Source organism: Zhongshania sp. (genome assembly GCF_029212375.1).
In the GTDB taxonomy this organism is placed as follows: Bacteria; Pseudomonadota; Gammaproteobacteria; order Pseudomonadales; family Spongiibacteraceae; genus Spongiibacter.
On record NZ_JARGNU010000012.1, the window covers coordinates 1 to 23,587 of the forward strand.

Consider the following 23,587-nt stretch of genomic DNA (forward strand, 5'->3'; position numbering starts at 1 on the left):
TAGGCTGTCACTCGGGGCTTGCAACGTAGTCATTCTGAACTTGATTCAGAATCTGTCGCTACGAAGCTAGTTGGGTGCCGCCCGCTGAGATACCGGATCGAGTCCGGTATGACGCAGCTTTTTAAGTCCGGTATGGCGGTTTTATAGAGTCGGGTATGACGGCAAGCGCGGCGCTTACATCATTTCCTTCATCAGGGCTTGCAGGGCTGCTTCGCGGTCGCCTAGTAGGTCTTTGTATTGATTAAGTACATTTTGTTGTTCTTGGAGCTTGCCGATTTGGGGGCCGTAGTCGCTGCTGAGTTTGGTTTTTAATTCGTCTTCTACTTCGCTGAGTTTGGCTTTGAGTTCGGCGCCAAGTACGTCGCCCAGAATACTATCAAGGTTGGATTTGAGTTTGATGGCGGGTTCATTAACGGTGCCGTTTACGCTCAGGTCCATTACTAATCTGCTGACGTCTTCCAGCGCGGCGGCGAGTAGTTTGGCGGTTTTGTTGTCTGCGGCGGCGTTGGCAACTAGCAGTTTGGCTTGGTTGACTAGGCCTTTGGCTGAGCCTTTAAGGGTGTCGCCGTTGATGGAGAAGTTGGCGGCGATATCGGCGATGCCTTTCTCAAGTTGCAGGGGCAGGTCTGGGCTTTGCGACAGCGAGACGCCAGATAGCGCGAGTTGTTTTAAGGCCATATTGAACACGCTTTTTAGGGTGTTGTTGCGCTGGTCGAATACGCCGTCGATGACGAGTTGCGATTTCTGTTCCATGCCGCCGCGCAGGGCCATGGTGATGGGTTTGTTCCAGTAGTCTTGCTGGTCGGTAACGTCGTTGATTTCGCCTGAGTAGGCCAGTTTTTCACCACCAATTACTTGGTAGCCGTCGATAAGAATTTGGCGAACAAGGAGTTTGACCGGCAGTTCGCTTGGTGCTTCTGCGGGCGCGGCTTCTTTCTCGGCCATATTGCCCATGGTTTCTTGGTAGAGGCTTAGGCCGCGCTGCACAAAGGTGTTTACTTCGTCGCCCAGCAAAAAGCGCAGCATGCCTTCGCTGCCTTGGTCGAGTCCGTATTTAGAGAGCATGCGCTTGGATTGGTCGGCGGGCAAATTGGCGGCGCGCAAACTCAGACTTTTTGCTTCGGCAGAATCGGTTTTTAGGTCTTCGTTTAGGGTTTTAAATTGTTTGAGATCGTCTTTTATGTCGTCGCGCAATTTTTTTGCGCCGGCAATCCGCTCGATGATGTTCTTTTGTTTGAGTTCCTGCCAGCGCTGTTGGTAGGCGTCTAATTGCGCTTGTTCGGGCAGTTCGGCGGTTTTGGTCTGCCAGCGGCTTTCAATGTTGCTAAAGCCTGTTTGAATCGAATCGAATTCGGCTTGAATAGTGGCTTGTTCTTCGGCCAGTAGCGCGCTGGGGTCGGGCAGGCTTATGCCCGGTAGGGCGCTGTCGCTCTCGGGTTTTGGCGGCGGCATCTTGCCGTCTAAGGTGCCGGGAGTGCTGCGCTCGGTGTACATTTGCAGGCCAGACAGCAATACCTGATCGGCAATAAACTGCATTTTTAGCAGGGCTTTGCTGTCGACATCGGCAGATACGGTTTCGCTTTGCAGCAAATTGCGCATGGGTTCTTGGGGATTGGCCACGGTGAGGCCATGCAGGGCAACGTGGGTGGGGTAGAACTGAATATCGACACTGTCGACGTTCACTTTCGCGCCAACTTGTTTGCTGCCTTCATGTTCAATCATAAATTTGGCGATGGGTTCGAGCGCGAACACCACGGCAATCACGATGACCGCCAGCAGGGCGAGAACGCCGCGAAGTATCCATTTGAACATGCCTGTGTCTCCAAGTTTGTGGGTGTTTATTTAGGGTAATAAGCTTTAAAAATTAGTCGCTTAGTGTAGGTGGCTGGGCGCGTAATTGATAGTGGCCAATGCTGCCGCCGTGGCGGTAAGCGGCCTGCGCGGCGAGGCCGGTGCTTTGGTTTATGTTTGGCCACAGCAGGGTTTGGCAATGTTTATAACTGTGCCACAGAACAAAGTTACCGTGGTGCTCACTGTCAATATTGAGCAGGCCAATGCCATCTTGATTTTGGATATGGCTGGCGATGTGGGCGCAGTGATCTTGCAGGCTAATCACGCGGCCATTGACGGCGGCCACGCTATTGATGGTTACGGTGGCGCTAAACAGCAGCGCAACTTTATCGCCAATATTGGGGGGTGTTTGTCGCCCAGCGGGTAGTTGTAATTGCTGGGGGCCAAGGCCTTGGCAGCGCCAGTGTTGGGGCGGGCTGGCGAGGGGCAGTTGGTTTAGGCCAATAGGGCTGCGGGCATGGCTAACACACAGCGCGATAGTGGCGGGGGCGGTGACGAGTTGGCCGTTGCGCAATTGGACGTGGCCGAATTCTAGCTGGCAGTCGCAGCGTCCACAATTGCCGTTGCGACAGCTGCGGGCCACGGGCAGGCCGGCAGCAAGGCATTGGTTTAGTAGGTTGTCGCGGTCGTTAATGTTTAGGCTGAGCGCGGTGTCAGCCACCGTTAGGCTCAGCGTGCTCATTAGCGGTTGGCCAAGTATTCCGCTTGCAGGCGCGGCACTAATTGCTGCAGGGCGAGGGCGCGGTGGCTAATTTTGTTTTTGTCGGCTTTGTTGAGTTCGGCTGAGCATAGGCCCAGCGCAGGAATTAAAAACAAGGGGTCGTAGCCAAAGCCATTGTCGCCGCGAGTTTGCTCAAGAATGCTGCCCTGCCACAGGCCTTCGCACACAATGGGCGCGGGGTCGTTGGCGTGGCGCACAAAGGCCAGCGCGCAGTGAAAGTGGGCGCCGCGCTGCGTGTTGCCGGCCAGTTCGGACAGGAGCTTGGCGTTATTATTGGCATCGTTGGCATCACTACCGGCGTAGCGGGCGGAGTAAATACCTGGCGCGCCGCCAAGGGCGTCTACACATAGGCCGGAGTCGTCGGCCAGCGCTGGGCAGCCACTTTGGCGGGCGGCATTGCGCGCCTTTAATATGGCGTTTTCTATAAAGCTCAGGCCGGTTTCCTCGGCCTCAATAACGTCGTAGTCGGCTTGGCTGCGCAGCGCTATGCCGAGCCCGCTAAACAGATCGTTCAGCTCCTGAAGTTTGCCGCGATTGCCGCTGGCGAGCACCACTATGTGGTTTACGGGCTGGCTGTTTGGCATGGCGGCGGTTTCCTTACTTGTCTACGTAGAGCATTTTATTAAATTGAATATCGTAGCTGGGTTTGTCGTCGACGCTGACCTGCAGGCGAAAGTCTCTGCGCTCGTCATTGCTAATGGCAAATTCGGCAATATAGTAGATGGCGTCTTGCTCAATAATTTCGCGAAACTCCAGCGGTGTGCGGTGAATAAGATCAGATTGGCTGCCGCTGACTTGGGCGCGCAGTGCCGCAGTAGTGGTGCCCGCTTGGCGGCGCACGGCAATATTGATTAGAAATTTATTCTTGCCCCGCACTATGCCGTAGCTGCGGGCAATTTTGGGGCTGAGAAAACTGCTGTTCAGCACGCTGAAGTGAACAGTGTCGTCGCCAAATTGCTTGCTGGTTTCGGTCACTGGCGGGGCTTCATGTTCTTGGGCTTGGCTCGCAGCGCTAACGCTGAGCAGCAAGCCAAGTCCAACGGCGGTTAACAAGCGATATGCAAAATTCATATTCAAATACTCTATGTTAAATACGGTAATGGGCGGCTCATTTACTAATGTGGTAAACCGCGGTAACGCCAAGTAAGTTTGGAAAACGATCGGCGATGGCGTTTTGATTGTTGTCGGCGCCAATCACCGCGCTATTCAGAATGCGAATATTCTTGTCGGTACACAGCGCTTCAAAGTCTTTCACCGTACAAAAGTGAATATTGGGGGTGTCGTACCAAGTGTAGGGCAAAAATTTAGATACTGGCATTTTACCGCGCTGGCCCAAATACCAGCGGCTGCGCCAGTGACCAAAATTGGGGAAGGTCACAATGCACTCGCGGCCCACGCGCAGCATTTCGTCAATGACCAAATGCGGGAAACGCAAAGTTTGCAGGGCGAGGGTCATCACCACCATATCGAAGCTGTTGTCGCGAAAATTGCCCAGACCCACGTTGAGGTCGTGCTCAATCACGTTCACGCCCTTGGCGAGGGCGAGGGTGATATTGGCAGGGTCGATCTCTAGACCAATTCCCGACACATTCTTTTGCTCGGCAAGGGTGGCTAACAGTGTGCCGTCGCCACAGCCAAGGTCGAGCACGCGGGCGCCTTCGTTAATCCACGGCTGAATCAGGGTGAGGTCAAAGCGCATGGCCAAGCTCCTGTTTAAGGCGTTTCATATAGGCGTGAAAGACATCCATATAGCGGGGAATCGGGATTAAAAAGGCATCGTGGCCGTGGTCGGCTTCAATCTGGGCATAGCTCACCGATTTATTGGCGGCGACCAGCGCGTCAACTATCTCCCGCGAGCGGGCTGGGGCAAAGCGCCAGTCGGTGGTAAACGAAATCACCATAAACGCGCACTTGGCGTGACTAAAGGCCTGCACTGGGTCGTCGTTATACTCTCGGGCCAAGTCGTAGTAATCCAGCGCCTTGGTCATGAGCAGGTAGGTGTTGGCGTCGAAGCTGCCAGAAAACGCCTCGCCCTGATAGCGCAAATAACTCTCTACCTCAAACTCCACATCGCTGTCTGACCCCGAGCCTAAGTTGAGGTTGCCGGTTTTAAGCTCGCGACCAAATTTTTGCTTCATGCCGTCTTCAGACAAATAGGTAATATGGCCAACCATGCGCGCCAGTGCCAAGCCCTGACGGGGCAGGGTGTTGTGCTCCAAGTAGCGGCCCTCAAAGAAATTGGGATCTGAGGTAATGGCGCGACGGGCAATCTCATTAAAGGCAATATTCTGGGCCGACAGCTTCATGGCCGAGGCAATCACAATGCAGTGGCGCATGGCGTCGGGGTATTCTAGCGCCCAGCGCATGGCCTGCATGCCGCCAAGACTGCCGCCAATAATGGCCGCCCACTGGCTTATGCCAAAGTGCTGCATCATTAGGTATTGGCTTTCTACCCAGTCGCGGCAGCGCAGCGGCGGAAAATCTGGCCCCCAGGGTTTGCCGGTGTCGGGGTTAATGGCGGTGGGGCCGGTGGAACCATTGCAGCCGCCAATATTGTTTATGCTCAATACAAAAAACACATTGGTGTCGATGGGCTTGCCGGGGCCAATACAGCTGTCCCACCAGCCGGGTTTGCGGTCGTCGGCGTGATGAATACCCGCTGCGTGATGATGGCCGCTCAGGGCGTGGCAAATTAAAATGCCATTCGATTTGTCGGCGTTGAGGCTGCCATAGGTTTCATAAACAATATCGTGTTTCGGGAGCGCACGGCCGCAGGCCAAGGTGAGTGGCTGATCGAAATGCAGGGTTTGGGGCACCACAATGCCGACGCTGTCATTTTGTTCTGGTGTCATTTAGACCGTTATCCTTGTTGTGCTAGCTCTGCTACTACGATGTTGGTCAAGGCCTCGGGAATTGCAACTGGCCCCTCAATTTTTAGTGTTTTTTGCCGGCTCTGACTGCCCGCGCTAAGTGTTACGCGCTGCTTGCTTACCCCAAATTCCGTGGCCACAAAGGCAATTAAACCGGCGTTGGCCTTGCCGTCGGTGGCCGCGGCCATAATTCTAATTTTGATCCGCTCGCCGTGGCGGCCAGCAAACTCATTGGCGCTAGCCTTGGGCTGAATATGGCAGAATAAAACTAAATTTCCATCCTGCCACTGATAGCAATCGGGGTGAGCCATAATATGTTGCCGCTTACAGACCCATTATTAATGCAGGGTGCAGGCCGGCGCTGGCGGCCATGTGGCGCAGCAGCACCTCTAGCACATTAATAATTAAAAACACAAAGATCGGCGACAAATCCAAACCGCCCATTGCTGGCAGCAATTTGCGAAACGGCGCCATGACCGGTTCGGTAATTTGGTAGAGCAGGCGCGCGGCGGGGTGGCTGCCACCTTGAGAAACCCAGCTCATAATAATATTGCCGATAATGGCAAAGAAATACAGATTGAGCAGGGCGCTGCAAATCCCCAGAACTGACCAAACTAGCAGTTGGCCAATATTGGGCAGCCGGCCGCCGTAAATCTGAAACAGTATGGCTATGCCCACCGCTTGTACTAATATCGCCAGCAATAGCGAGGCGGTGTCGACCTTGCCAATACTGGGAATGATCTTGCGCAGGGGCAATACCAAGGGGTTGCTGACCTTAACCAGAAACTGAGAGATTGGGTTGTAATAGTCGGCCCTCACCAGCTGTAAGATCATGCGCAGCAAAAATAAGGCAATACCGAGGCTCACCAGGGTGTTGATTAATAGCGTGCTAATTTCGTTGACCGCAGTCATTGGGGGCTACTCTCCTTCCAGTTCAATTGCGAGTTCTTCGGCACGGAGGCGGGCGCCTTCCAATGCTTGGCTGAATAAGGCGCTTAAACCGCCGTCTTGCAATATATTAATGGCGCGCTCGGTGGTGCCCTTGGGCGAGGTTACCCTACGGCGCAACTCGGCGGCATCAACATCACTATTTATGGCCATTTGCGCTGCGCCCAGGGCGGTTTGCAAGGTTAGCTGCTTGGCAACATCGGGGCTCAGGCCCATGTCGATGCCGGCGGCCTGCATGGCTTCCATCACTAAAAAGAAATACGCTGGGCCGCTGCCAGAGACGGCGGTAACGGCGTCCAGCTCGTCTTCCTGTTCTACCCACAGGGCAATGCCAACCGCTTGCAAAATTTGCTCGGCGGCTTGACGCTGCTCTGCGCTCACTCTGGCGTTGGCAAACAGCCCAGTGGCGCCGCTGCGCACCAGTGCAGGGGTGTTGGGCATGCAGCGCACAATGGCGCTATTGCCGCCCAGCCAGCCGTCTAAACTGCTGCTGGTAACACCGGCGGCAATGGTAATAAGCAGCGGCTGCTGGCTTTGCACACTGGCGGCGATGTCGCTGGCGACCATTTTCATGATTTGGGGTTTCACCGCCAAAATTACAATATCGACGGCGGCAATTAAGGCGTGATTATCGCTGCCAGTGTGAACCGGCGCGACGTTGCGGAGTTTTTCTAAGCTTTCGGTGTTGGGATCGCTGGCCCAGATGTTGTCGGCAGCAAAGCCGCTGGCGACCAAACCACCAATAATACTGGAGGCCATATTGCCGCCGCCGATAAAGCCTATGCGCATTGTATTCTCCACCTTAATCCGTGTTTGCTGATACTCGCTGCCACACCGCGTGCGGGGCGGCAGGGTTTGTGCCGACGGCAGTATATCAGCCCTGTTTTGATACTGGCAGTGAATGCGCTGTCAATCGGCCGCTGTGCTGGCGCGGGAGCCAAAAATATCGCTGCCAATGCGCAGTATGGTGGCGCCCTCGGCAATGGCGGCTTCCATGTCGCCGGACATGCCCATCGACAGGGTATCTAATTGCGCAGTGGGGAAGCGCTGGCGCAAGCTGTTTAAGAGTTTGCGCACCGCGGCAAAATTGCGGCGCTGTTGGCTAGGGTTGTCGGTGTTGGCGGGAATCGCCATTAAACCGCGCAGCCTTAGCAGGGGCAGGCTTAGGGCGAGTTCCGCCAGTGCGGGAATGTCGGCAATGCTGGCGCCGGCCTTGCTGGCTTCGCCATTAATATTGACCTGCAGACAAATATTGAGCGGGCCAAGCTGCGGAGGGCGCTGCTCGTTGAGCCGGCTCAGAATTTTGGCGCGGTCTACGCTGTGCACCCAGCTAAAGTGCTCGGCAATGGTGCGGGTTTTATTGCTTTGAATGGGGCCAATAAAATGCCAGCAAAGGTGTTGATCGTGCAGCTCTATTTGTTTGGCCAAGGCCTCTTGCAGATAATTTTCGCCAATATGCTCGATTCCCGCTTGTAGGGCTGCGCGAATCTCGGCGGCGCTGCGGGTTTTGCTTACCGCCATTAGAGTAGGGCTTGGCGGTTGGCGGCTAGAAAGTTGCTGCGCCGTGGCGATGCGGGCCTGAATCGCTGCTATATTAGCTATGATGGTGCTATTTGCTGTCATACAAAGATTATTCCCGTGCTGGGGAGCGTGTTTTGTCGCCACTTGCCAGTGATAGTAAGGCGACGGAATAAAAACATTGTGTTGTGCGGCGTCACCGTCGCATTATAAAGTTTGGACTTTGCTGCCGTCTGCCTACTATATATGTGATCTGCGGCGCGCTGCTTTGATGTGCTTGAGGAATTTCATGGATATTACCGAATTATTGGCCTTCAGCGCGAAACAAAATGCGTCTGATTTACACCTTTCGGCAGGTTTACCACCGATGATCCGTGTGGATGGCGACGTGCGGCGCATCAATTTGCCGCCGCTGGAACACCGCGAAGTTCACAGTCTGATTTATGAAATTATGAACGACCGCCAGCGTCGCGATTACGAGGAGTTTCTGGAAACGGATTTCTCCTTTGATGTGCCTGGTGTGGCCCGCTTTCGCGTTAACGCCTTTAACCACAACCGCGGTGCGGGCGGTGTATTTCGGACGATTCCCTCTAAGGTATTGTCCATGGACGACCTTGGCATGGGCCAAGTGTTTAAAGATATTTCAATGTTACCGCGGGGCTTGGTGCTGGTGACAGGGCCAACGGGCTCGGGTAAATCGACCACCTTGGCGGCGATGATCGATTATATTAATGATAATAAATTTGATCATATTTTAACCATCGAAGATCCTATCGAATTTGTTCACGAATCCAAAAAATGCCTGATCAACCAGCGCGAAGTACACCGCGACACCCATGGCTTTAACGAGGCCCTGCGCTCGGCGCTGCGTGAAGACCCAGACATTATTCTGGTTGGCGAATTGCGTGACTTAGAAACCATTCGCTTAGCGCTCACCGCAGCAGAAACCGGTCACTTGGTGTTTGGCACCTTGCATACCACCTCTGCCGCCAAGACCATTGACCGGGTGGTGGATGTGTTTCCCGGTGATGAGAAATCCATGGTTCGCTCAATGTTGTCGGAGTCTTTGCAGGGGGTTATCTCCCAGACTCTGCTCAAGCGTCCCGAGGGTGGCCGCGTGGCGGCCCACGAAATTATGATTGGCACCCCTGCGATTCGTAACCTGATTCGCGAAGACAAGGTGGCGCAGATGTACTCGGCAATTCAGTCTGGCGCGGCGCTGGGTATGCAGACCATGGATCAGTGTTTGAAAACCATGTTGTCGAAGCGCTTAATCAACCGCGACGCCGCACGCTTAAAAGCGCGCTTTCCGGAAAACTTTTAATAATGAACGTTGCGCTATCATGCCGGGGACTGTGTAAGTGGAAATAGAAAAGCTATTAAAAATTATGCAGGAAAAAGGCGCGTCGGATTTGTTTATTTCCGCGGGGGTGGCGCCGTCGATTAAAATTAACGGCCAAATGATTCCCATGAGCAGCAATGCCCTGAGCCCTGAACAAGCGCGGGAAGTGGTGCTGGGGGTAATGAACGATCAGCAGCGCCGCGAGTTTGTGCGCGACAAAGAGTGTAATTTTGCGATTAGTTCGCGGGGTATTGGGCGTTTTCGCGTAAGCGCGTTTTATCAGCGCAATCTGGTGGGGATGGTGCTGCGCCGCATCGAGACTAAAATTCCGACCAGCGATGAATTGGGGCTACCCGAAATTGTGAAAGAGCTGGCGATGACTAAGCGCGGGCTAATCATTTTTGTTGGTGCCACCGGCACCGGTAAGTCGACCTCGCTAGCGTCGATGATCGGCCATCGCAACGAGAATTCGCGGGGTCATATTATTACGGTGGAAGACCCCATCGAATTTGTGCACCAGCATCACGGCTGTATTGTTACCCAGCGCGAGGTGGGCATCGATACCGAGTCTTTTGAAGTGGCGTTAAAAAACATGCTGCGCCAAGCACCGGATGTCATCATGATTGGCGAGGTTCGCACCCGCGAGGCCATGGAACAGGCAATTACCTTTGCCGAAACCGGCCACCTCTGTTTATGCACCCTGCACGCCAATAACGCCAACCAAGCACTGGATCGGATTATTCATTTCTTTCCCGCCGACCGCCATCCACAGCTGTGGATGGATTTGTCGCTAAACCTAAAGGCGATGATCGCCCAACAGTTAATCCCAACCCGCGATGGTCAAGGTCGGCGCGCCTGTGTCGAAATACTCTTAAATACACCCTTGGCCTCAGACTTGATTCGCAAGGGCGATGTGGCGGGCATTAAAGATTTAATGCGCAATTCCACCGAGCAGGGCATGCAGACCTTTGATCAGGCGCTATACGACTTGTATCTGGCTGGCGAAATTACCTATCAAGATGCGATTGCCCACGCCGACTCGGCCAATGATTTACGCCTGCTTATTAAGCTAGGCGCCGACAATGACCCCGACAAAATGAACTCGATGGCCGGTGGCCTGCGCATGCAGGAAGACGAGAACGATAACCGCCCGAAATCTGGCGGCACAGTGGGGCGGCGGCGTTAGTCTCTGCTTGGGTTTTGGGCTGTGTGTTTAATAATTAAGCGTCTAAACCTCGCATCCAACTTTCTAAAATAATCACCGCGCTGCGGCTGTCTACGCCTTGGCTTTTAAAGTCTCTGGAGCCACTGTCGGCGATAATGTCGCCCTTGGCCTCAAAGCTCGACAGGCGCTCGTCGGCAAAATGCACCGGCAGGCCAAAGCGGCCGTGCAGGCGATTGCCAAATTTGCGGGCGCGGTGCGACATTTCAGATTTGCTGCCGTCCATGTTTAGCGGCAGGCCCACCACAATGGCGTCTGGCTGCCAGATGTTGAACAGCTTGTCGATCTCCTCCCAGCGCGGAATACCGTCTTTGGCGGTGACCGCAGATTGCGCGGTGGCGGTGCTGGTTAGGGTTTGGCCCACGGCACTGCCGATCCAGCGCAGGCCAAAATCGAAGCCGATGAGGGTTTGGGGTTTGTTCACCATGGGGTGTTGCTGTCCTTAGGCGTGGCCGCTGTCTGAGCCGAGTTGGGCAAAGCTAATGCCAAGTGCGGCCAGTGCGGCATCGACGCGTTTGGCGGGGGGTACGTTAAATAAGACGTCTTCACTGGCTGGTAGGGTGAGCCACGTATTTTGCCGTAACTCCTCTTCTAATTGGCCTGCTTCCCAGCCCGCGTAGCCCAGCGCTATTAGGCTTTGGCTGGGGCCGCGATTGAGGGCGATGGCCTCGAGTATATCCAGTGAGGTGGTCAGGGCAATGGTGTCGGTGACCTCGATGCTGGCCTCCCAGTGTTGTTGGTCGCGGCGGTGCAGCACAAAGCCGCGGTCGGTGTGCACGGGGCCGCCGGCAAACACCGGTTCGTGGTGCTCAAATATTTGGCCGTCGATCTCCAATTGTTCGAGTATTTCGTCTACTTCCATGTCGATGGGGTGGTTGATCACAATGCCCATCGCCCCCTTGGCATCGTGTTCGCAAAGGTAGGTAATGCTATGGGTAAAAATTCCGTCTCTCAGCGCCGGTAGGGCAATGAGAAAGTGATTTTTAAATGAGGAGAAGGCGATTTCGTTCATAAGCTCAGTATGGGTGAAGTTGAGCCAAACACAAGCTCGCTAACATAAATGCTTAGCCCTAGCGGCATCAGCTTTCCTTGGTCTTTAGACCTTGGCGTTCAAAACGCCAGGTGCGGACGATGCCGAGCCGGTTTTTGCCGTCGAGCACATCGGCGGGAATCGCCTCGTAGGGGGCGGCTTTGCGCACAATTCGGTGGGCGGCTTGATCGAGCACGGCGCTGCCCGAGCTGCTGAGAATGCGCACTTCGTCAATGCGGCCATCGGGCATGAGCATTAGCAATAGCCGCAATTCACCCTCTATGCCTTGGCGGCGGGCCTCTTCGGGGTAGTTGGCGTTACCAACGTCTTCTACCCGCTTCTCCCAGCGGTTGAGGTAGCGGGCGTCGGCGGAGCCTTTAGTGGCCACCGAGGTAATAAATTTGGGCCGCGGCATGCGCGCGTAAGCTTGATTGAGCTGGTCGAGCTGAGCCTCTAGGGAGGCAATGTTTTCACTTAATTCGGTGTTGCTGTCGCTGCCCTGCCATTGCTGTTGCTGCAAAACCATGCGGGTGCTGCTGGCGGCGGTAGTGCGCGAGCTCGCTGCAGTGGTGCTTAGCTCGGGTGCTGGCGCAGCTTGCGGGGTGTTTTTGGCGAGTTTAAGTGCATCTTCGCTGGGCGTGGTGTCGTGAAATGCGCTGTCGGATTTACTGCGCAGCTCGGCCTTTTGGTCGAGGGTGCCACTGCCTATTTGGTCATATTGGGCAATATAGTCGGCTTCAGCGGGGGCGTCTTTGCTCCGGTATTGGGCGAGGGTAATTTCTAGGCTGGGCAGTTTGATGCGGGCATTTTCTGGCGCAAAAGTAATGCCTAAAATTACCGCCAAATGCATGGCGGTGGCAAGCACAATAATAAAACCGAGTCGCTCTGGTGGGCGTGGCTCCTCGGCAAAGACTAAGCTGTTGCTCACCATTAGCGATCCGCGGCCGCGAGTTTGGCGGCGATACAGTCCATCAGTTGGCCGCCAATGTCGGTGCCGAATTGATCGTCTATTTCGCGAATACAGGTGGGGCTGGTAACGTTGATCTCGGTTAGGGATTCGCCAATGACATCCAAGCCAACGAATAGCAGGCCCTTGGCGCGCACCACGGGGCCAATCTCGGCGGCAATGCGGCGGTCGCTGTCGCTCAGCGGCTGGGCGCGGCCCGTTCCACCGGCAGCCAAATTGCCGCGAGTTTCGCCCTTGGCGGGAATACGCGCCAAGCAATAGGGCACGGCTTCGCCGTCAATGAGCAAAATGCGTTTGTCGCCGTCGCTAATTTCTGGCACGTAAACCTGCGCCATAATGGTGGTTTGGCCATGATTGGTGAGGGTTTCTAATATCACCCCAACATTGGCGTCGTCGGCCCGCAGTCGGAATATGGAGCTGCCGCCCATGCCGTCGAGGGGTTTCATAATGACATCGCCGTGCTCGGCGTGAAAGGCGCGCAGGCGACTTTGGTCGCGGCTCACCAAGTGAACGGGGCCGAGTTGTGGAAATTGCAGGGCAAACAATTTTTCATTGCAGTCGCGCAGGCTCTGGGGCTTGTTTACCACCCAGGCGCCTTGGGTTTCGGCCAATTCGAGAACGTGGGTGGCGTAGAGAAACTCGTTGTCGAACGGCGGGTCTTTGCGCATCAAAATGACGTCGAGCTCACCCAAACTTATATCTTCACGCTCGCCAAGCTCGTAGAAGTGGGCGGGGTCTTTAAATACTTTTAGGGGGCAAGCAGCGGCGCGGGCTTGGCCTGCGCTCACATACAGGTCGTTTAGGGTGATGTAATAAATTTGCCAGTCCCGTGCGGCAGCGGCCCACAGCATGGCCAGGGTGGAGTCTTTTTTGTACGTGATCTGTGCAATGGGATCCATCACCACGCCTAGGCGAATAGTCATTTTGTTACCTATGTCGAAAACTTCGAGGAAAAGGGTTTCTTCTGCAGTGCTACTAGGCTAATAATTAGCTCCCACAGAATACCGTTAAAATACCGCATTATTGTAAGTTCAAGCAATTTTGCTCGTTCGGCAGTTGTTTAGGCAATGGTGCCGAGCGGTATTCCGTGTAAAAATCGAATCAGCGTGCACTTAATATAAGGGAATGTTAGTGCGTAAACAGAAACCTGCAAAAGGTTTGCATTATTTATGGGCGTCAACTTCTCTAGTTTAAAGGTTATGATTATTGATGACAGCAAGACCATCCGTAGAACCACGGAAACCCTGCTTGCGAAAGAGGGATGCACGGTGGTTACCGCGGTTGATGGTTTTGATGCATTGGCCAAAATTGCCGATACCAAACCCGATATTATATTTGTCGATATTATGATGCCGCGCTTAGACGGCTACCAAACCTGCGCCTTAATTAAAAATAATAGCGAATTTAAGTCGACGCCGGTGATTATGCTGTCGAGTAAAGATGGCTTATTCGACAAAGCAAAAGGCCGCATTGTTGGGTCGGATCAGTATTTGACCAAGCCTTTTAGCAAGGGCGAGTTGCTCGAGGCCATTCAAACCCATGTACAGATTGCGCAAGCGCAATAACATTAAGAGTTGTCACCGTCGACTGCGCCGCGCAATCAAAAGCGGCAGGGAGCGGTGTTATATGCCGCGTTATTCGGCGGCATTCGCGAGGGAATCACCATGCCACGGGTTTTAATTGTCGACGATTCGCCGACAGAAATTTTTAAAATATCGCAAATTCTCAGCAAGAACGGTTATGAGGTATTGTCTGCCGAAAGTGGCGAACAGGGTCTTGCCCTCGCTCGTCAGGAATTGCCCGATGTGGTTTTGATGGACATTGTTATGCCCGGTCTCAATGGTTTTCAAGCCACGCGCCAGTTGAGCCGAGACCCAGAAACCAGCGGTATTCCGGTAATTATTGTGACCACTAAAGATCAGGAGACCGATCGCCTGTGGGGACAGCGCCAAGGCGCCAAGGGCTATTTGACCAAACCGGTAGACAGTAAAGGTCTACTCAAGGCGATTAATGCCGTACTTACTTAAGCGCGATATTAACTACGGTGAACGCAAGCATGCCTGACACCTCATCCTTCGATTATTTACTGGCCTTATCCCAGCGCTGTCGGGCGCAAATTAGCGGCCTGCCCAGTGACCGCGACAAGGTGGTAAAAAGCTGGAGCGGGGTGGGGTTTTTGGTCGGTGGGCATTACTGCGTAACGGCAATGGATGATATTGCCGAAGTGCTAACCGAACCCGCCGCCACCCGCCTGCCTGGTGTCAAAAGCTGGGTGCGGGGGGTGGCCAATGTGCGTGGCCGCCTATTGCCGCTAATTGATTTAACGGTGTATCTCGGCGAGGTGCGCACCACTGAGCAGCGCCAGCGCCGCGTGCTAGTGATTGAAAAAGGCGATATTTATATCGGCTTGATTGTTGACGATGTCTTTGGCATGCAACATTTTTCCGTTGATAGTTATCGCCGCGATTCCGCCATGAGTGGTCGCAGCTTGGCAAGTTATGTGCAAGGTAGTTATTTGCACAATGATCGTTCTTGGGCCTTATTTCGGCCCAACCAATTAATCAATGATAGTAATTTTTATACGGTTGCTGCGTAAGCGCGGTAAGCCACACCATACGCTTAAGCACTGGGAGTTGAGGTAGATGAAAGCAGTAAATCAAGGCGCGATGGCACGGCTGCGAACCAGCCGCGCGGTCAGCGTGCTGGTATTATTCATTTTAATTGGTTTCGTTGGTGCGGGTGTTAATACCTTCATTATTTTGCAGGACACCGATAACGATCAACGCTATCTTGAATTAACCAGTGAAATGCGTCTTTACGCCCAGCAGCTTGCCAATAATGCTCGTCAAGCGTCATTGGGTGATCCCGGTCAGTTTGACTCAATGGCGCGGGCCCAGCGCAATTTTGAAACGGCGCGCAGCCAATTGGTAGATGGCACCAAAAGCCTGCCGTCACCCGCTGCAATGCTGGGCGCAGACGTAGAGGAACTCAATCGCTTGTGGGCTGAGGTTAACAACGCGGCAGACACCATTGTCGGTAACCGGGAGCTCATTGTTTTTCTTTTTGAGGTTGCCGAAAAGCTGAATACCTTACTTCCCGAGCTACAGCTTAATAATAGTAAGCTAGTCGATATTTTACTGAAAAATGGCGCCTCTGCGCAGCAGATGGTGATTGCCCAGCGGCAGTCTTGGTTGGCCGAACGTATTGCCCGCAATATTGACAAAATGATTAGCGGCACCGATGCGGCAAAAGAGGCCGCAAAGCAGTTTCGCCTTGATGCCACTGAGTTTGGCGCGGTGTTGCAGGGCATGTTAGACGGCAATAGTGGCATTGGCGTAGACAAGGTTAACAACAAAGACGCGCGGGCATTACTCGGCGGAATGTTGGCGGGCTTCCAGCAGGTTAGCGGCTCAATGACCGAGGTTTTTAAGGTTTCGCCAGAGCTTTTGAAATCTTCTGAAGCGGCGGCGGTGATTGCCGCGACTGCGCCGCAAATTACCCAAGTGACCAGTAATTTATCCTCCTCTATTGCCAAGCTCGACGAACAGCGGCCTCTGTCGGTGGCCAGCGCGCTGATGTTTGTGGCCTTAATTCTGGTGAGCTTAAGTTTATTGGCTTGGCAGTCTATGCGCAGCACCGGCCAGCGTTTGCGTGAAACCGCCGACGCCAATGAGCGCAACCAAACCGCTATTTTACGTTTGCTCGACGAGCTTGCCGATCTCGCCGACGGTGATTTGACGACCTCGGCCACGGTAACCGAGGATTTTACCGGCGCCATCGCCGACTCCATAAACTACACCATCGACCAATTGCGGGTACTGGTATCGCAGATTAATGAAACCGCGGTACAGGTTTCCTCGGCGGCGCAGAACTCTCAGTCTACTGCCTTGAATTTGGCGCAGGCCTCGGAAAGTCAGGCCAAGGAAATTGCCGGCGCCTCGGCGGCGATTACCGAAATGGCCTTAACCATCGACCGCGTTTCGTCCAACGCGCGGGAGTCGGCGGCGGTGGCCCAGCGCTCGGTGGCAATCGCCAACACCGGCGCCGAAGTGGTGCAGAACACCATCAAGGGCATGGATAATATCCGTGAACAGATTCAGGAAACCTCCAAGCGTATTAAACGTCTGGGTGAGTCGAGCCAAGAAATCGGCGACATTGTTTCCTTGATTAACGACATTGCCGATCAGACCAATATTTTGGCACTTAACGCCGCCATTCAGGCCTCGATGGCGGGTGATGCGGGGCGCGGTTTCGCGGTGGTTGCAGACGAGGTTCAGCGCCTTGCAGAGCGCTCGTCGGGTGCAACCAAGCAGATTGAAGCACTGGTTAAAACAATTCAGTCCGACACCAACGAAGCGGTTATCTCCATGGAGCAAACCACCTCTGAGGTGGTACGCGGCGCGCGCTTGGCCCAAGACGCGGGCGCGGCCTTGACGCAAATTGAGGCGGTATCTCAGGAACTGGCCGAGCTGATTGAAAACATCTCCAGCGCCGCTGCCGATCAGGCAAGCTCGGCGGGGCAAATTTCGTCCACCATGCGGGTTATTCAAGAAATTACCTCGCAAACCTCGGCGGGGTCTACCGAAACGGCCCGCTCGATTGGCGCGCTGGCAGAAATGACCAACGATTTGCGCAGCTCGGTAGCCGGCTTTACCTTGCCAGAGCAACAGGCATAGCCGCTTTGGCCACTGTGAGCATAGTAGAGCGAGCTTGTTTGCATTCTTGTTATGGCGGTGGCAGGCCGGTGTATTGGCCCATCGGGATCAGGTGGGCACAGAAATTCAGAGTTGAATTACATGACTGATCGCCGAGATTATATCGCGCTGGAGTGGGTTGCCGGTGAAATAGCCGAATCCCTAGGGCAGTGCGTAGTACTATTAAATGGCGTGCTGCGTGATGGGAACCACGAATCCCTTGCCCGCGCTGCGGCGCTCCTGCACCAAGTGCAGGGTAGTTTGCGTATGATCGAGTTCAGCGGCCCCGCACTGCTGCTGGAAGAAATGGAAATGGCACTGCTGTCGCTGCTCGACGGCAGCATGCCCGAGTCTCAAGAAGCCTTGGTGCAGGCGGTGTTGTCTAGCGCCGAAGAACTGCCGGCTTATTTACAGCGCCTTAGCAACTCTGGTCGGGATTTGCCGGCGTCTTTAATTATTATCTTTAATGATCTGCGCGCCGCGCTGGGCCAGCCATTACTCTCTTCATCGGCGCTCTTTAATCCTAGGCTTGATCTTGCCGTTGATGCGGGTGAGCCGAGTCCGGTGCAGGCCGAGGCGACCTTTTTGGAGTTGGCCGCCAAACTTTTGAAAATGTATCAAATAGCCATGGCCGCCTATTTGCGCGGTGGCGAAGACGCCCAAAATTTAGTTTATTTGGGCAAAGTTTGCGGGCGGGCTGCCAAGCTGTGTTCGGGGCGAGAGCAGCAGGTTTTATGGCGGGCGGCGCTGGCCCTTATTGAGGGTTTGGCCAACGATTCCATCGCCATGCACTATGCGGTGCAAAATCTATTAAAACGTTTAGAAAGCGAATTGGCGTTATTTGTAACGCAGGGGTCGTCGGCTTGCGAACGCGCCGTTTCAATATCGTTACTTAAAGATATTTTGTTTTATGTTGCCAGCAGTACGGCGGCGTCGCGTTCAATTAGCGCGGCTGCAGAGCGCCATGCGCTGCAGGGTATTTTTAGCGACCTTGGCACAGCAAATAACCCAGCGGTAACCACTGACGAGCAATTTGCCAGCGCGACGCGGGCGGCAGTTGCGCGTGAGTTGCGCGCCGCCGCCGATATGTTAGCGGGTTCTGCGGATCTCGCCGAGGTGCGTCTGCGCTGCAAACAATTAAGCGATACTTTGGCCGTGCTGGGATTAGTCGAGCCGCTGTACTCACTGCGTGCGGTTGCCGATATTTTGGGCAAGGGCGTAAATATTGGCGATAAGCAAAGTTTAGTAAATGCGCTATTGCGGCTGGCCGAGCGTTTGGCGCTTAAGCCCGCCGATTTAAATCCAAGTAGCGAACCGCTCGACGCCGAGCTGGCCACGGACGCGCTGCAGGTGGCGGCAGACAGTCGCCAAGTATTGTTTGAGACGCAAGATGCTATTGTCGTTTACGTTGCAGAGCAGTGGCAGCGTTCTTATTTAGAGCGGGTGCCATCGCGTTTGCGCGAGCTGGCAGCAGCACTGATAAAAGCCGATTTTGCCGAGCCGGCAGGGGTTCTTGAAAGCTGTGCAGACTATATTAGCGGCGAAATTTTAATTGGCGATACCGCGCCAGAATGGCAAATGTTAGATGCCCTTGCCGATGCCTTAACTGCGATAGATTATTATTTGGAGCGCAGCGCCAAAGGCCGCCAATATGCCGATGAAGGATTATTGGCTGACGCGCAGGCCGGTGTGGCGCGCTTGGGGTATCCCGTTGCCGCAGACCAGAATGTGGCGGCCTCGGCTACGGTTATTCCATGGCCAGCAGCGAAGCCAGATGTAGCAGAGCATAATGAATCCCTTGTTGCAGAGGCGCCGATTGGCGACCGCCTTTTTGAGCTCGATCCAGACATTCTCGACGTGTTTTTGGAAGAGGCCGAAGAAGTGCTGGCAGAGCTACATGAAACCCTGCCCCAATGGTGGATAAATTTTGGTTCTGAGACTTATCTGGCGACGGTGCGCCGTGCTTTTCACACCCTAAAGGGCAGTGGCCGTATGGTCGGCGCCAGTCAATTGGCCGAGTTGGCGTGGTCGATTGAGGCGATGCTAAACAAGGTGGTTGATGGTCGCTTTGTTATTGATGAAGCGCGGCTACAGCTGATAGACAAAGTGATCGAGTTGCTGCCCAGTATGACGGCCGAGCTGGCCGATGGCCGCGAGGTGCCTAGCGAAGGGGTGAACGGCGCGCTAGGGGTGGCAGAGTTGATGAGCCAAGCCGCTGCACTTACCGAGGCCCAGTCGCCGAAACTGGCCAAGGGAAATGACGACGGTTTAACGGCGGTTTTTGTTGGCGAAGCCGACACCCATTTACGGGTGCTTGAGGCCTATCTCGATTCAATAGACAGTTATCCCGTGCGCCTAAGCGACGATGTGCAGCGCGCCCTGCACACCTTAAAAGGCTCGTCGAAAATGGCCGAGGTGGGGCCGATTGCCCAGCTGGTTACACCACTAGAAGGCTTGGTTAAAGAGCTGCGTTCGATGCGCGTTGCCGCCGAAGAGCGCCTTATTGCACTGATGTCTGACGTGGTGCGCCAAGTGCGGAGAATGATCGACGCGTTGGCGGCTGCGGCAGACGTCGAGTTGCACACGCCCAAAGAGCTGGTGGCGCGGATTAATGCGCTGGCCGTGCAGCTTATTCACGAGGCGGAATTCTCCTCTGACCGCGACAGCCGAGGCGAGTTGGCGGCGGGTGCTCTGGACGCCTTCTTAGCGGTGAACAGCGACAGTATTCAGGCCTTGAGCGATGTGCTTAACTCCACCGAAAATATCAGTGCGGCAGAGTTAATTGACTGCGCGCCAGTGCTGGGGGTGTTTGCCCAGCGCGCAGAAGAGATAAATTGCGAGGCCGTTGCCGAGCTCGCACAGGCAATGCAAGTTTTGCTGGGCCACGCCCAAGATCCGGTGTCGGCCAATTTCATCGCCTTGCTCAATGACGCCCTAGACCAGTTGATGGATTATTTAAACCGTTTGGCGGGTGAGCAAACGGTGCTCGAAAACTCGACTTTGATCGACAAAATCCGCGACTTTGATGTTAACGCGCAGCCGCCAATTGCTGCCCTTGAAGAGCCTGAACTCGGTATCGATTTACCGTTGCCGATGGCTGAGCCAGAAGTGGCCGACCACGCTGGGGCAGCCGAGGTTGTTGCGCCCGCTGTGCAGAGTTACTCGGCAGACGATATTGACCCCGAGATTATCGAAATTTTCATGGAAGAGGCCCACGATCTGCTCGAGAGCATGGACGAGTCGATTCACCGCTTCTCAGAAAACCGCGAAGACCAGCGCCAGTTAGATGATATTCAACGCCATTTACACACCCTTAAGGGCGGTGCGCGGCTGTCGGGCATGACGGCGCTTGGCGATCTCAGTCACGAATTTGAAACAGCGATTGCCACCGCCCTGATGGCGGAAAGCACCAATGCCGACGCATTTTATAATAGTGTGCAGGCTTTCCAAGATCGCTTGGTGAGTCATGTTGCAGAGCTAGCAGCACCTACCGCTGAGCTTGAACCGCAATTTGAAACACCGGCCACCGAAGGTTTAAATCAAGAGGGTGGCTCAGATAGCGAGCAAGTCAGCGATGAGGACGTGCTGAACCGCGTTGCGGGCTTATTGCCAGCGCATGGCGACGGTCGCCCCCCAAGTTTTGTCGACGAACCGCAAAATACTTTAGCGGCAGCGGGGGGCCGCGGGCCCCAAGAAATGATCAAGGTGCCCTCGCCGCTGCTCGAGCGCTTGATTAACCTTGCCGGTGAAACCTCGATTGCGCGCGGCCGAGTTGAAGAGCAGGTCAGTGAAATTCACTACTCGCTGGAAGAAATGGAAATTACCGTTGAGCGCCTTCAAGAACAGGTGCGGCGCTTGGATCTGGAAACCGAGGCGCAGATTATTTTTCGCCAAGAACAGGTGGAGAGCGAAGGCGCCGACGGTTTCGATCCGCTGGAATTTGACCGCTACTCCCAGCTGCAGCAATTATCGCGCTCGCTGCTGGAGTCGGCATCGGATCTCACCGATTTGCGCGGCACCCTCGTAGAAAAAAGCCGCGACATGGAAACCCTGTTGGTGCAGCAATCGCGGGTTAATACCGAGCTGCAAGAGGGCTTGATGCGCTCGCAGATGGTTCACTTTGCGCGCATGGTGCCGCGTTTGCGGCGCGGGGTGCGGCAGTTGGGCGCCGAGTTAGATAAACCCGTCGATTTTAAAGTGTATAACGCCGAAGGCGAGATGGACCGCAGGGTGCTAGAGCGGATTATTCCCGCCCTTGAGCATATGCTGCGCAACGCGGTTGATCACGGTATTGAGTCGCAGGCCGAGCGCCGCGCCGCCGACAAGCCCGATGTGGGTGAAATTACCATGCGCTTTGACCGCCAAGGCGGTGACGTGGTGATTGTAATTAGCGACGACGGTGCAGGTATCAATCTAGAGGCGGTGCGCACCAAGGCCGAGGGCTTGGGCCTAATTAGCGCCGACGCGGAACTCAGCGAGCGGCAGTTGTTGGAATACATTTTCCACGCCGGTTTTAGTACCGCGAGTAATGTCACCCAAATATCTGGTCGCGGGGTGGGTATGGATGTGGTACGCAGCGAGATCAAACAGCTGGGCGGCGCCATTGATATTCAAACCAGTCGCGGCCAGGGTTCGCGCTTTGAAATTCGCCTGCCCTTTACGGTATCGGTAAACCGAGCCCTAATGGTGAGTGTGGGCGGCGAGATATTTGCGGTGCCCCTCAATAATATCGAAGGCATTGTGCGGGTTAGCCCCTACGAGCTCGACGTGTATTACCAAGATGGCGGCCCAGACTTTGAATACGCAGGCCAGCAATATAAATTGCGCTATTTAGGGCATTTGCTGGGAATCTCTCGGGCGCCGCATTTAGACGGCCAAGTGGAGCCGCGTCCGGTATTGTTAATTCGCAACGCCGAACCGGGCACGGCAGTACAGGTCGATTCCCTGCTGGGCTCCCGCGAAGTGGTGGTAAAAACCTTGGGCCCGCAATTTGCCGCGGTGCCGGGTTTGTCTGGCGCAACCGTATTGGGCGACGGTAGTGTGGTAGTGATTTTGGATATGTTGGCGAGTATTCGCGCGGATACCGCGCGGCAATTGCTGGCCGATAAAACTGAGCAGCCGGCGCAAATCGCGCAGGCAAATACGCGCCTGGTGATGGTGGTCGACGATTCGGTAACGGTGCGCAAAGTAACTTCGCGCCTGCTGGCTCGCCAGCATATGGAAGTGGCGCTGGCCCGCGATGGTCTGGATGCGGTGAATCAGCTGCAAGACAGTGAGCGCCTCCCCGATGTTATTTTGCTGGATATTGAAATGCCGCGTATGGATGGTTTTGAAGTGGTGAGTCGGGTGCGCAGCAATCCGCGCTTAAAAGACATTCCAATTATTATGATTAGCTCGCGCACCGGCCAAAAACACCGCCAGCGGGCGTTTGCCCTTGGCGTCCATAACTTCCTTGGCAAGCCCTACCAAGAAATGCAGTTGTTAAAGGCAATTGATGATGCCACCTCTGCAGTGGTGAACGTATGAAGAGCGTAGCGAGTACATCCTCAGTATTAGCCAATATTGTATTGCCGCTGTTGGGCGGTGCGCTGCTGGTACCCAATGCAACGGTGGCCGAGGTGACGATTGCAGGGCGGCTTAACTCGGCTATTTCCTCGCCATTTTTATTGGGCACTTTGTCGTGGCGAAATCAGGATATTCCGGTATTTAGCTTTGAAGGCCTGCGCGATGGCGTGCTGCCTGACGGTATTGAAATTCGTCATGTTGCGGTACTCCATGGTATTGGCCACCGCGATACGCTGCCTTTTTTTGCGGTGGCGCTGAGCGGTATGCCGCGTATTGAGCGTTTAATTAGTGCCGATTTAGAGCCGGTCGAAGCGCCGCCTCACGCGCTGATTCACAGCGTGGTTAGCGTGCAGGAACAGCCGCTGCTGATTCCCAATTGGGATTATATGGAGCGTCAAATTATCGAGGGCTTAGCGGTATTCTGAATCAAGTTCAGAATGACGAGGTAGGGCGTTCAGAATGGCGAGGTAGGGTGTTCATATTGACGGCCTTTGTTGTGTGGCACGGACTGCAATATCTCGTCATACCGGACTTGATCCGGTATCTCACTGGGCGGCACCAATGGAGCTTCGTAGCGCCAGATTCTGAATCAAGTTCAGAATGACGAGGTAGGGCGTTCAGAATGACGGCCTCTCATGTCATACCAGCCCCGAGCCGTAAATGAATTCAGAACGGCAGTCCTATACGTCATACCCGCTCCAACATTCCGTCGTACCGGACTTTAAAAAGATGTCATACCGGACTTGATCCGGTATCTCATTGGGCGGCACCCATGGAGCTTCGTAGCGCCAGATTCTGAATCAAGTTCAGAATGACGAAGTAGGGCGTTCAGAATGACGAGGTAAGGCGTCCATAGTGA

The 23,587-nt window shown here is 54.6% G+C and carries 22 protein-coding genes; 8 read left to right on the forward strand and 14 right to left on the reverse strand.

The window, feature by feature from the left end; translation table 11 throughout:
• Positions 1-174: 174 nt before the first annotated feature.
• The 10 genes from P1U47_RS12585 to P1U47_RS12630 all read right to left on the reverse strand — a co-directional run bounded on the left by P1U47_RS12585 (position 175) and on the right by P1U47_RS12630 (position 8,013).
• Positions 175-1,812: a TIGR03545 family protein gene (locus P1U47_RS12585; protein WP_301029356.1), complete on the reverse strand. Its 1,638-nt coding sequence runs from the start codon at positions 1,810-1,812 to the stop codon at positions 175-177.
• Between the two features lie 52 nt (positions 1,813-1,864).
• On the reverse strand, positions 1,865-2,533 hold the full coding sequence (locus tag P1U47_RS12590; protein ID WP_301029357.1) for a 2Fe-2S iron-sulfur cluster binding domain-containing protein: 669 nt from the start codon (positions 2,531-2,533) through the stop codon (positions 1,865-1,867).
• Positions 2,533-3,156 carry an RdgB/HAM1 family non-canonical purine NTP pyrophosphatase gene (rdgB, locus tag P1U47_RS12595; protein ID WP_301029358.1) on the reverse strand — a complete coding sequence of 208 codons (624 nt, stop codon included), beginning with the start codon at positions 3,154-3,156 and terminating at the stop codon, positions 2,533-2,535. The genes P1U47_RS12590 and rdgB overlap by 1 nt, the downstream gene beginning before the upstream one ends.
• A 13-nt stretch (positions 3,157-3,169) precedes the next feature.
• Entirely contained in the window at positions 3,170-3,643 is a 474-nt protein-coding gene (locus tag P1U47_RS12600; protein ID WP_301029360.1) for a DUF4426 domain-containing protein, read from the reverse strand.
• Between the two features lie 37 nt (positions 3,644-3,680).
• Positions 3,681-4,271, reverse strand: a complete 591-nt coding sequence (gene metW, locus P1U47_RS12605) for a methionine biosynthesis protein MetW (RefSeq protein ID WP_301029362.1) — start codon at positions 4,269-4,271, stop codon at positions 3,681-3,683.
• A complete protein-coding gene (locus P1U47_RS12610) occupies positions 4,261-5,424 on the reverse strand; it encodes a homoserine O-acetyltransferase (RefSeq protein ID WP_301029363.1) in 1,164 nt (387 codons plus the stop codon). Before P1U47_RS12610 ends, metW begins: the two co-directional genes overlap by 11 nt.
• An 8-nt stretch (positions 5,425-5,432) precedes the next feature.
• Positions 5,433-5,753 (reverse strand): DUF167 family protein, encoded by a 321-nt coding sequence (locus P1U47_RS12615; RefSeq protein WP_301029364.1) that lies wholly within the window; start codon positions 5,751-5,753, stop codon positions 5,433-5,435.
• A 13-nt stretch (positions 5,754-5,766) separates the two neighbouring features.
• Entirely contained in the window at positions 5,767-6,354 is a 588-nt protein-coding gene (locus P1U47_RS12620; protein ID WP_301029366.1) for a YggT family protein, read from the reverse strand.
• 6 nt (positions 6,355-6,360) lie between these two features.
• Positions 6,361-7,179 carry a pyrroline-5-carboxylate reductase gene (gene proC / locus P1U47_RS12625; protein ID WP_301029368.1) on the reverse strand — a complete coding sequence of 273 codons (819 nt, stop codon included), beginning with the start codon at positions 7,177-7,179 and terminating at the stop codon, positions 6,361-6,363.
• Between the two features lie 120 nt (positions 7,180-7,299).
• Positions 7,300-8,013, reverse strand: a complete 714-nt coding sequence (locus tag P1U47_RS12630; protein ID WP_301029369.1) for a YggS family pyridoxal phosphate-dependent enzyme — start codon at positions 8,011-8,013, stop codon at positions 7,300-7,302.
• Between the two features lie 184 nt (positions 8,014-8,197).
• Here P1U47_RS12630 and P1U47_RS12635 point away from each other — a divergent pair, with 184 nt between their 5' ends.
• Both P1U47_RS12635 and P1U47_RS12640 read left to right on the forward strand, forming a co-directional pair.
• Positions 8,198-9,232: a type IV pilus twitching motility protein PilT gene (locus P1U47_RS12635; RefSeq protein WP_301029371.1), complete on the forward strand. Its 1,035-nt coding sequence runs from the start codon at positions 8,198-8,200 to the stop codon at positions 9,230-9,232.
• Between the two features lie 37 nt (positions 9,233-9,269).
• Positions 9,270-10,436: a PilT/PilU family type 4a pilus ATPase gene (locus P1U47_RS12640; protein ID WP_301029372.1), complete on the forward strand. Its 1,167-nt coding sequence runs from the start codon at positions 9,270-9,272 to the stop codon at positions 10,434-10,436.
• A 34-nt stretch (positions 10,437-10,470) separates the two neighbouring features.
• On the opposite strand, the gene ruvX is transcribed toward P1U47_RS12640, so the two are convergent.
• The 4 genes from ruvX to gshB form a co-directional block, all read right to left on the reverse strand.
• Positions 10,471-10,899 (reverse strand): Holliday junction resolvase RuvX, encoded by a 429-nt coding sequence (ruvX, locus tag P1U47_RS12645; RefSeq protein ID WP_301029373.1) that lies wholly within the window; start codon positions 10,897-10,899, stop codon positions 10,471-10,473.
• A 15-nt stretch (positions 10,900-10,914) separates the two neighbouring features.
• The gene (locus tag P1U47_RS12650; protein WP_301029375.1) at positions 10,915-11,484 is read right to left on the reverse strand and encodes a YqgE/AlgH family protein; all 570 of its coding nucleotides are present in this window, start codon (positions 11,482-11,484) and stop codon (positions 10,915-10,917) included.
• Positions 11,485-11,551: 67 nt separating this feature from the next.
• Positions 11,552-12,433 (reverse strand): energy transducer TonB, encoded by an 882-nt coding sequence (locus P1U47_RS12655; protein WP_301029376.1) that lies wholly within the window; start codon positions 12,431-12,433, stop codon positions 11,552-11,554.
• Entirely contained in the window at positions 12,433-13,392 is a 960-nt protein-coding gene (gshB, locus tag P1U47_RS12660; protein WP_301029377.1) for a glutathione synthase, read from the reverse strand. The genes P1U47_RS12655 and gshB overlap by 1 nt, the downstream gene beginning before the upstream one ends.
• 246 nt (positions 13,393-13,638) lie before the next feature.
• Here gshB and pilG point away from each other — a divergent pair, with 246 nt between their 5' ends.
• From pilG to P1U47_RS12690, 6 genes are all read left to right on the forward strand, one after another.
• Positions 13,639-14,034 (forward strand): twitching motility response regulator PilG, encoded by a 396-nt coding sequence (pilG, locus tag P1U47_RS12665; protein WP_301029378.1) that lies wholly within the window; start codon positions 13,639-13,641, stop codon positions 14,032-14,034.
• 99 nt (positions 14,035-14,133) lie between these two features.
• Positions 14,134-14,496 (forward strand): twitching motility response regulator PilH, encoded by a 363-nt coding sequence (pilH, locus tag P1U47_RS12670; protein WP_301029380.1) that lies wholly within the window; start codon positions 14,134-14,136, stop codon positions 14,494-14,496.
• 29 nt (positions 14,497-14,525) lie between these two features.
• A complete protein-coding gene (locus P1U47_RS12675) occupies positions 14,526-15,065 on the forward strand; it encodes a chemotaxis protein CheW (RefSeq protein WP_301029382.1) in 540 nt (179 codons plus the stop codon).
• A 46-nt stretch (positions 15,066-15,111) separates the two neighbouring features.
• On the forward strand, positions 15,112-17,145 hold the full coding sequence (locus P1U47_RS12680) for a methyl-accepting chemotaxis protein (protein WP_301029383.1): 2,034 nt from the start codon (positions 15,112-15,114) through the stop codon (positions 17,143-17,145).
• Positions 17,146-17,265: 120 nt separating this feature from the next.
• Entirely contained in the window at positions 17,266-22,689 is a 5,424-nt protein-coding gene (locus P1U47_RS12685; protein ID WP_301029384.1) for an Hpt domain-containing protein, read from the forward strand.
• Positions 22,686-23,153, forward strand: coding sequence for a hypothetical protein (locus tag P1U47_RS12690; protein WP_301029385.1), 468 nt, complete (start codon positions 22,686-22,688; stop codon positions 23,151-23,153). Before P1U47_RS12685 ends, P1U47_RS12690 begins: the two co-directional genes overlap by 4 nt.
• The last annotated feature ends 434 nt before the right edge of the window (positions 23,154-23,587 follow it).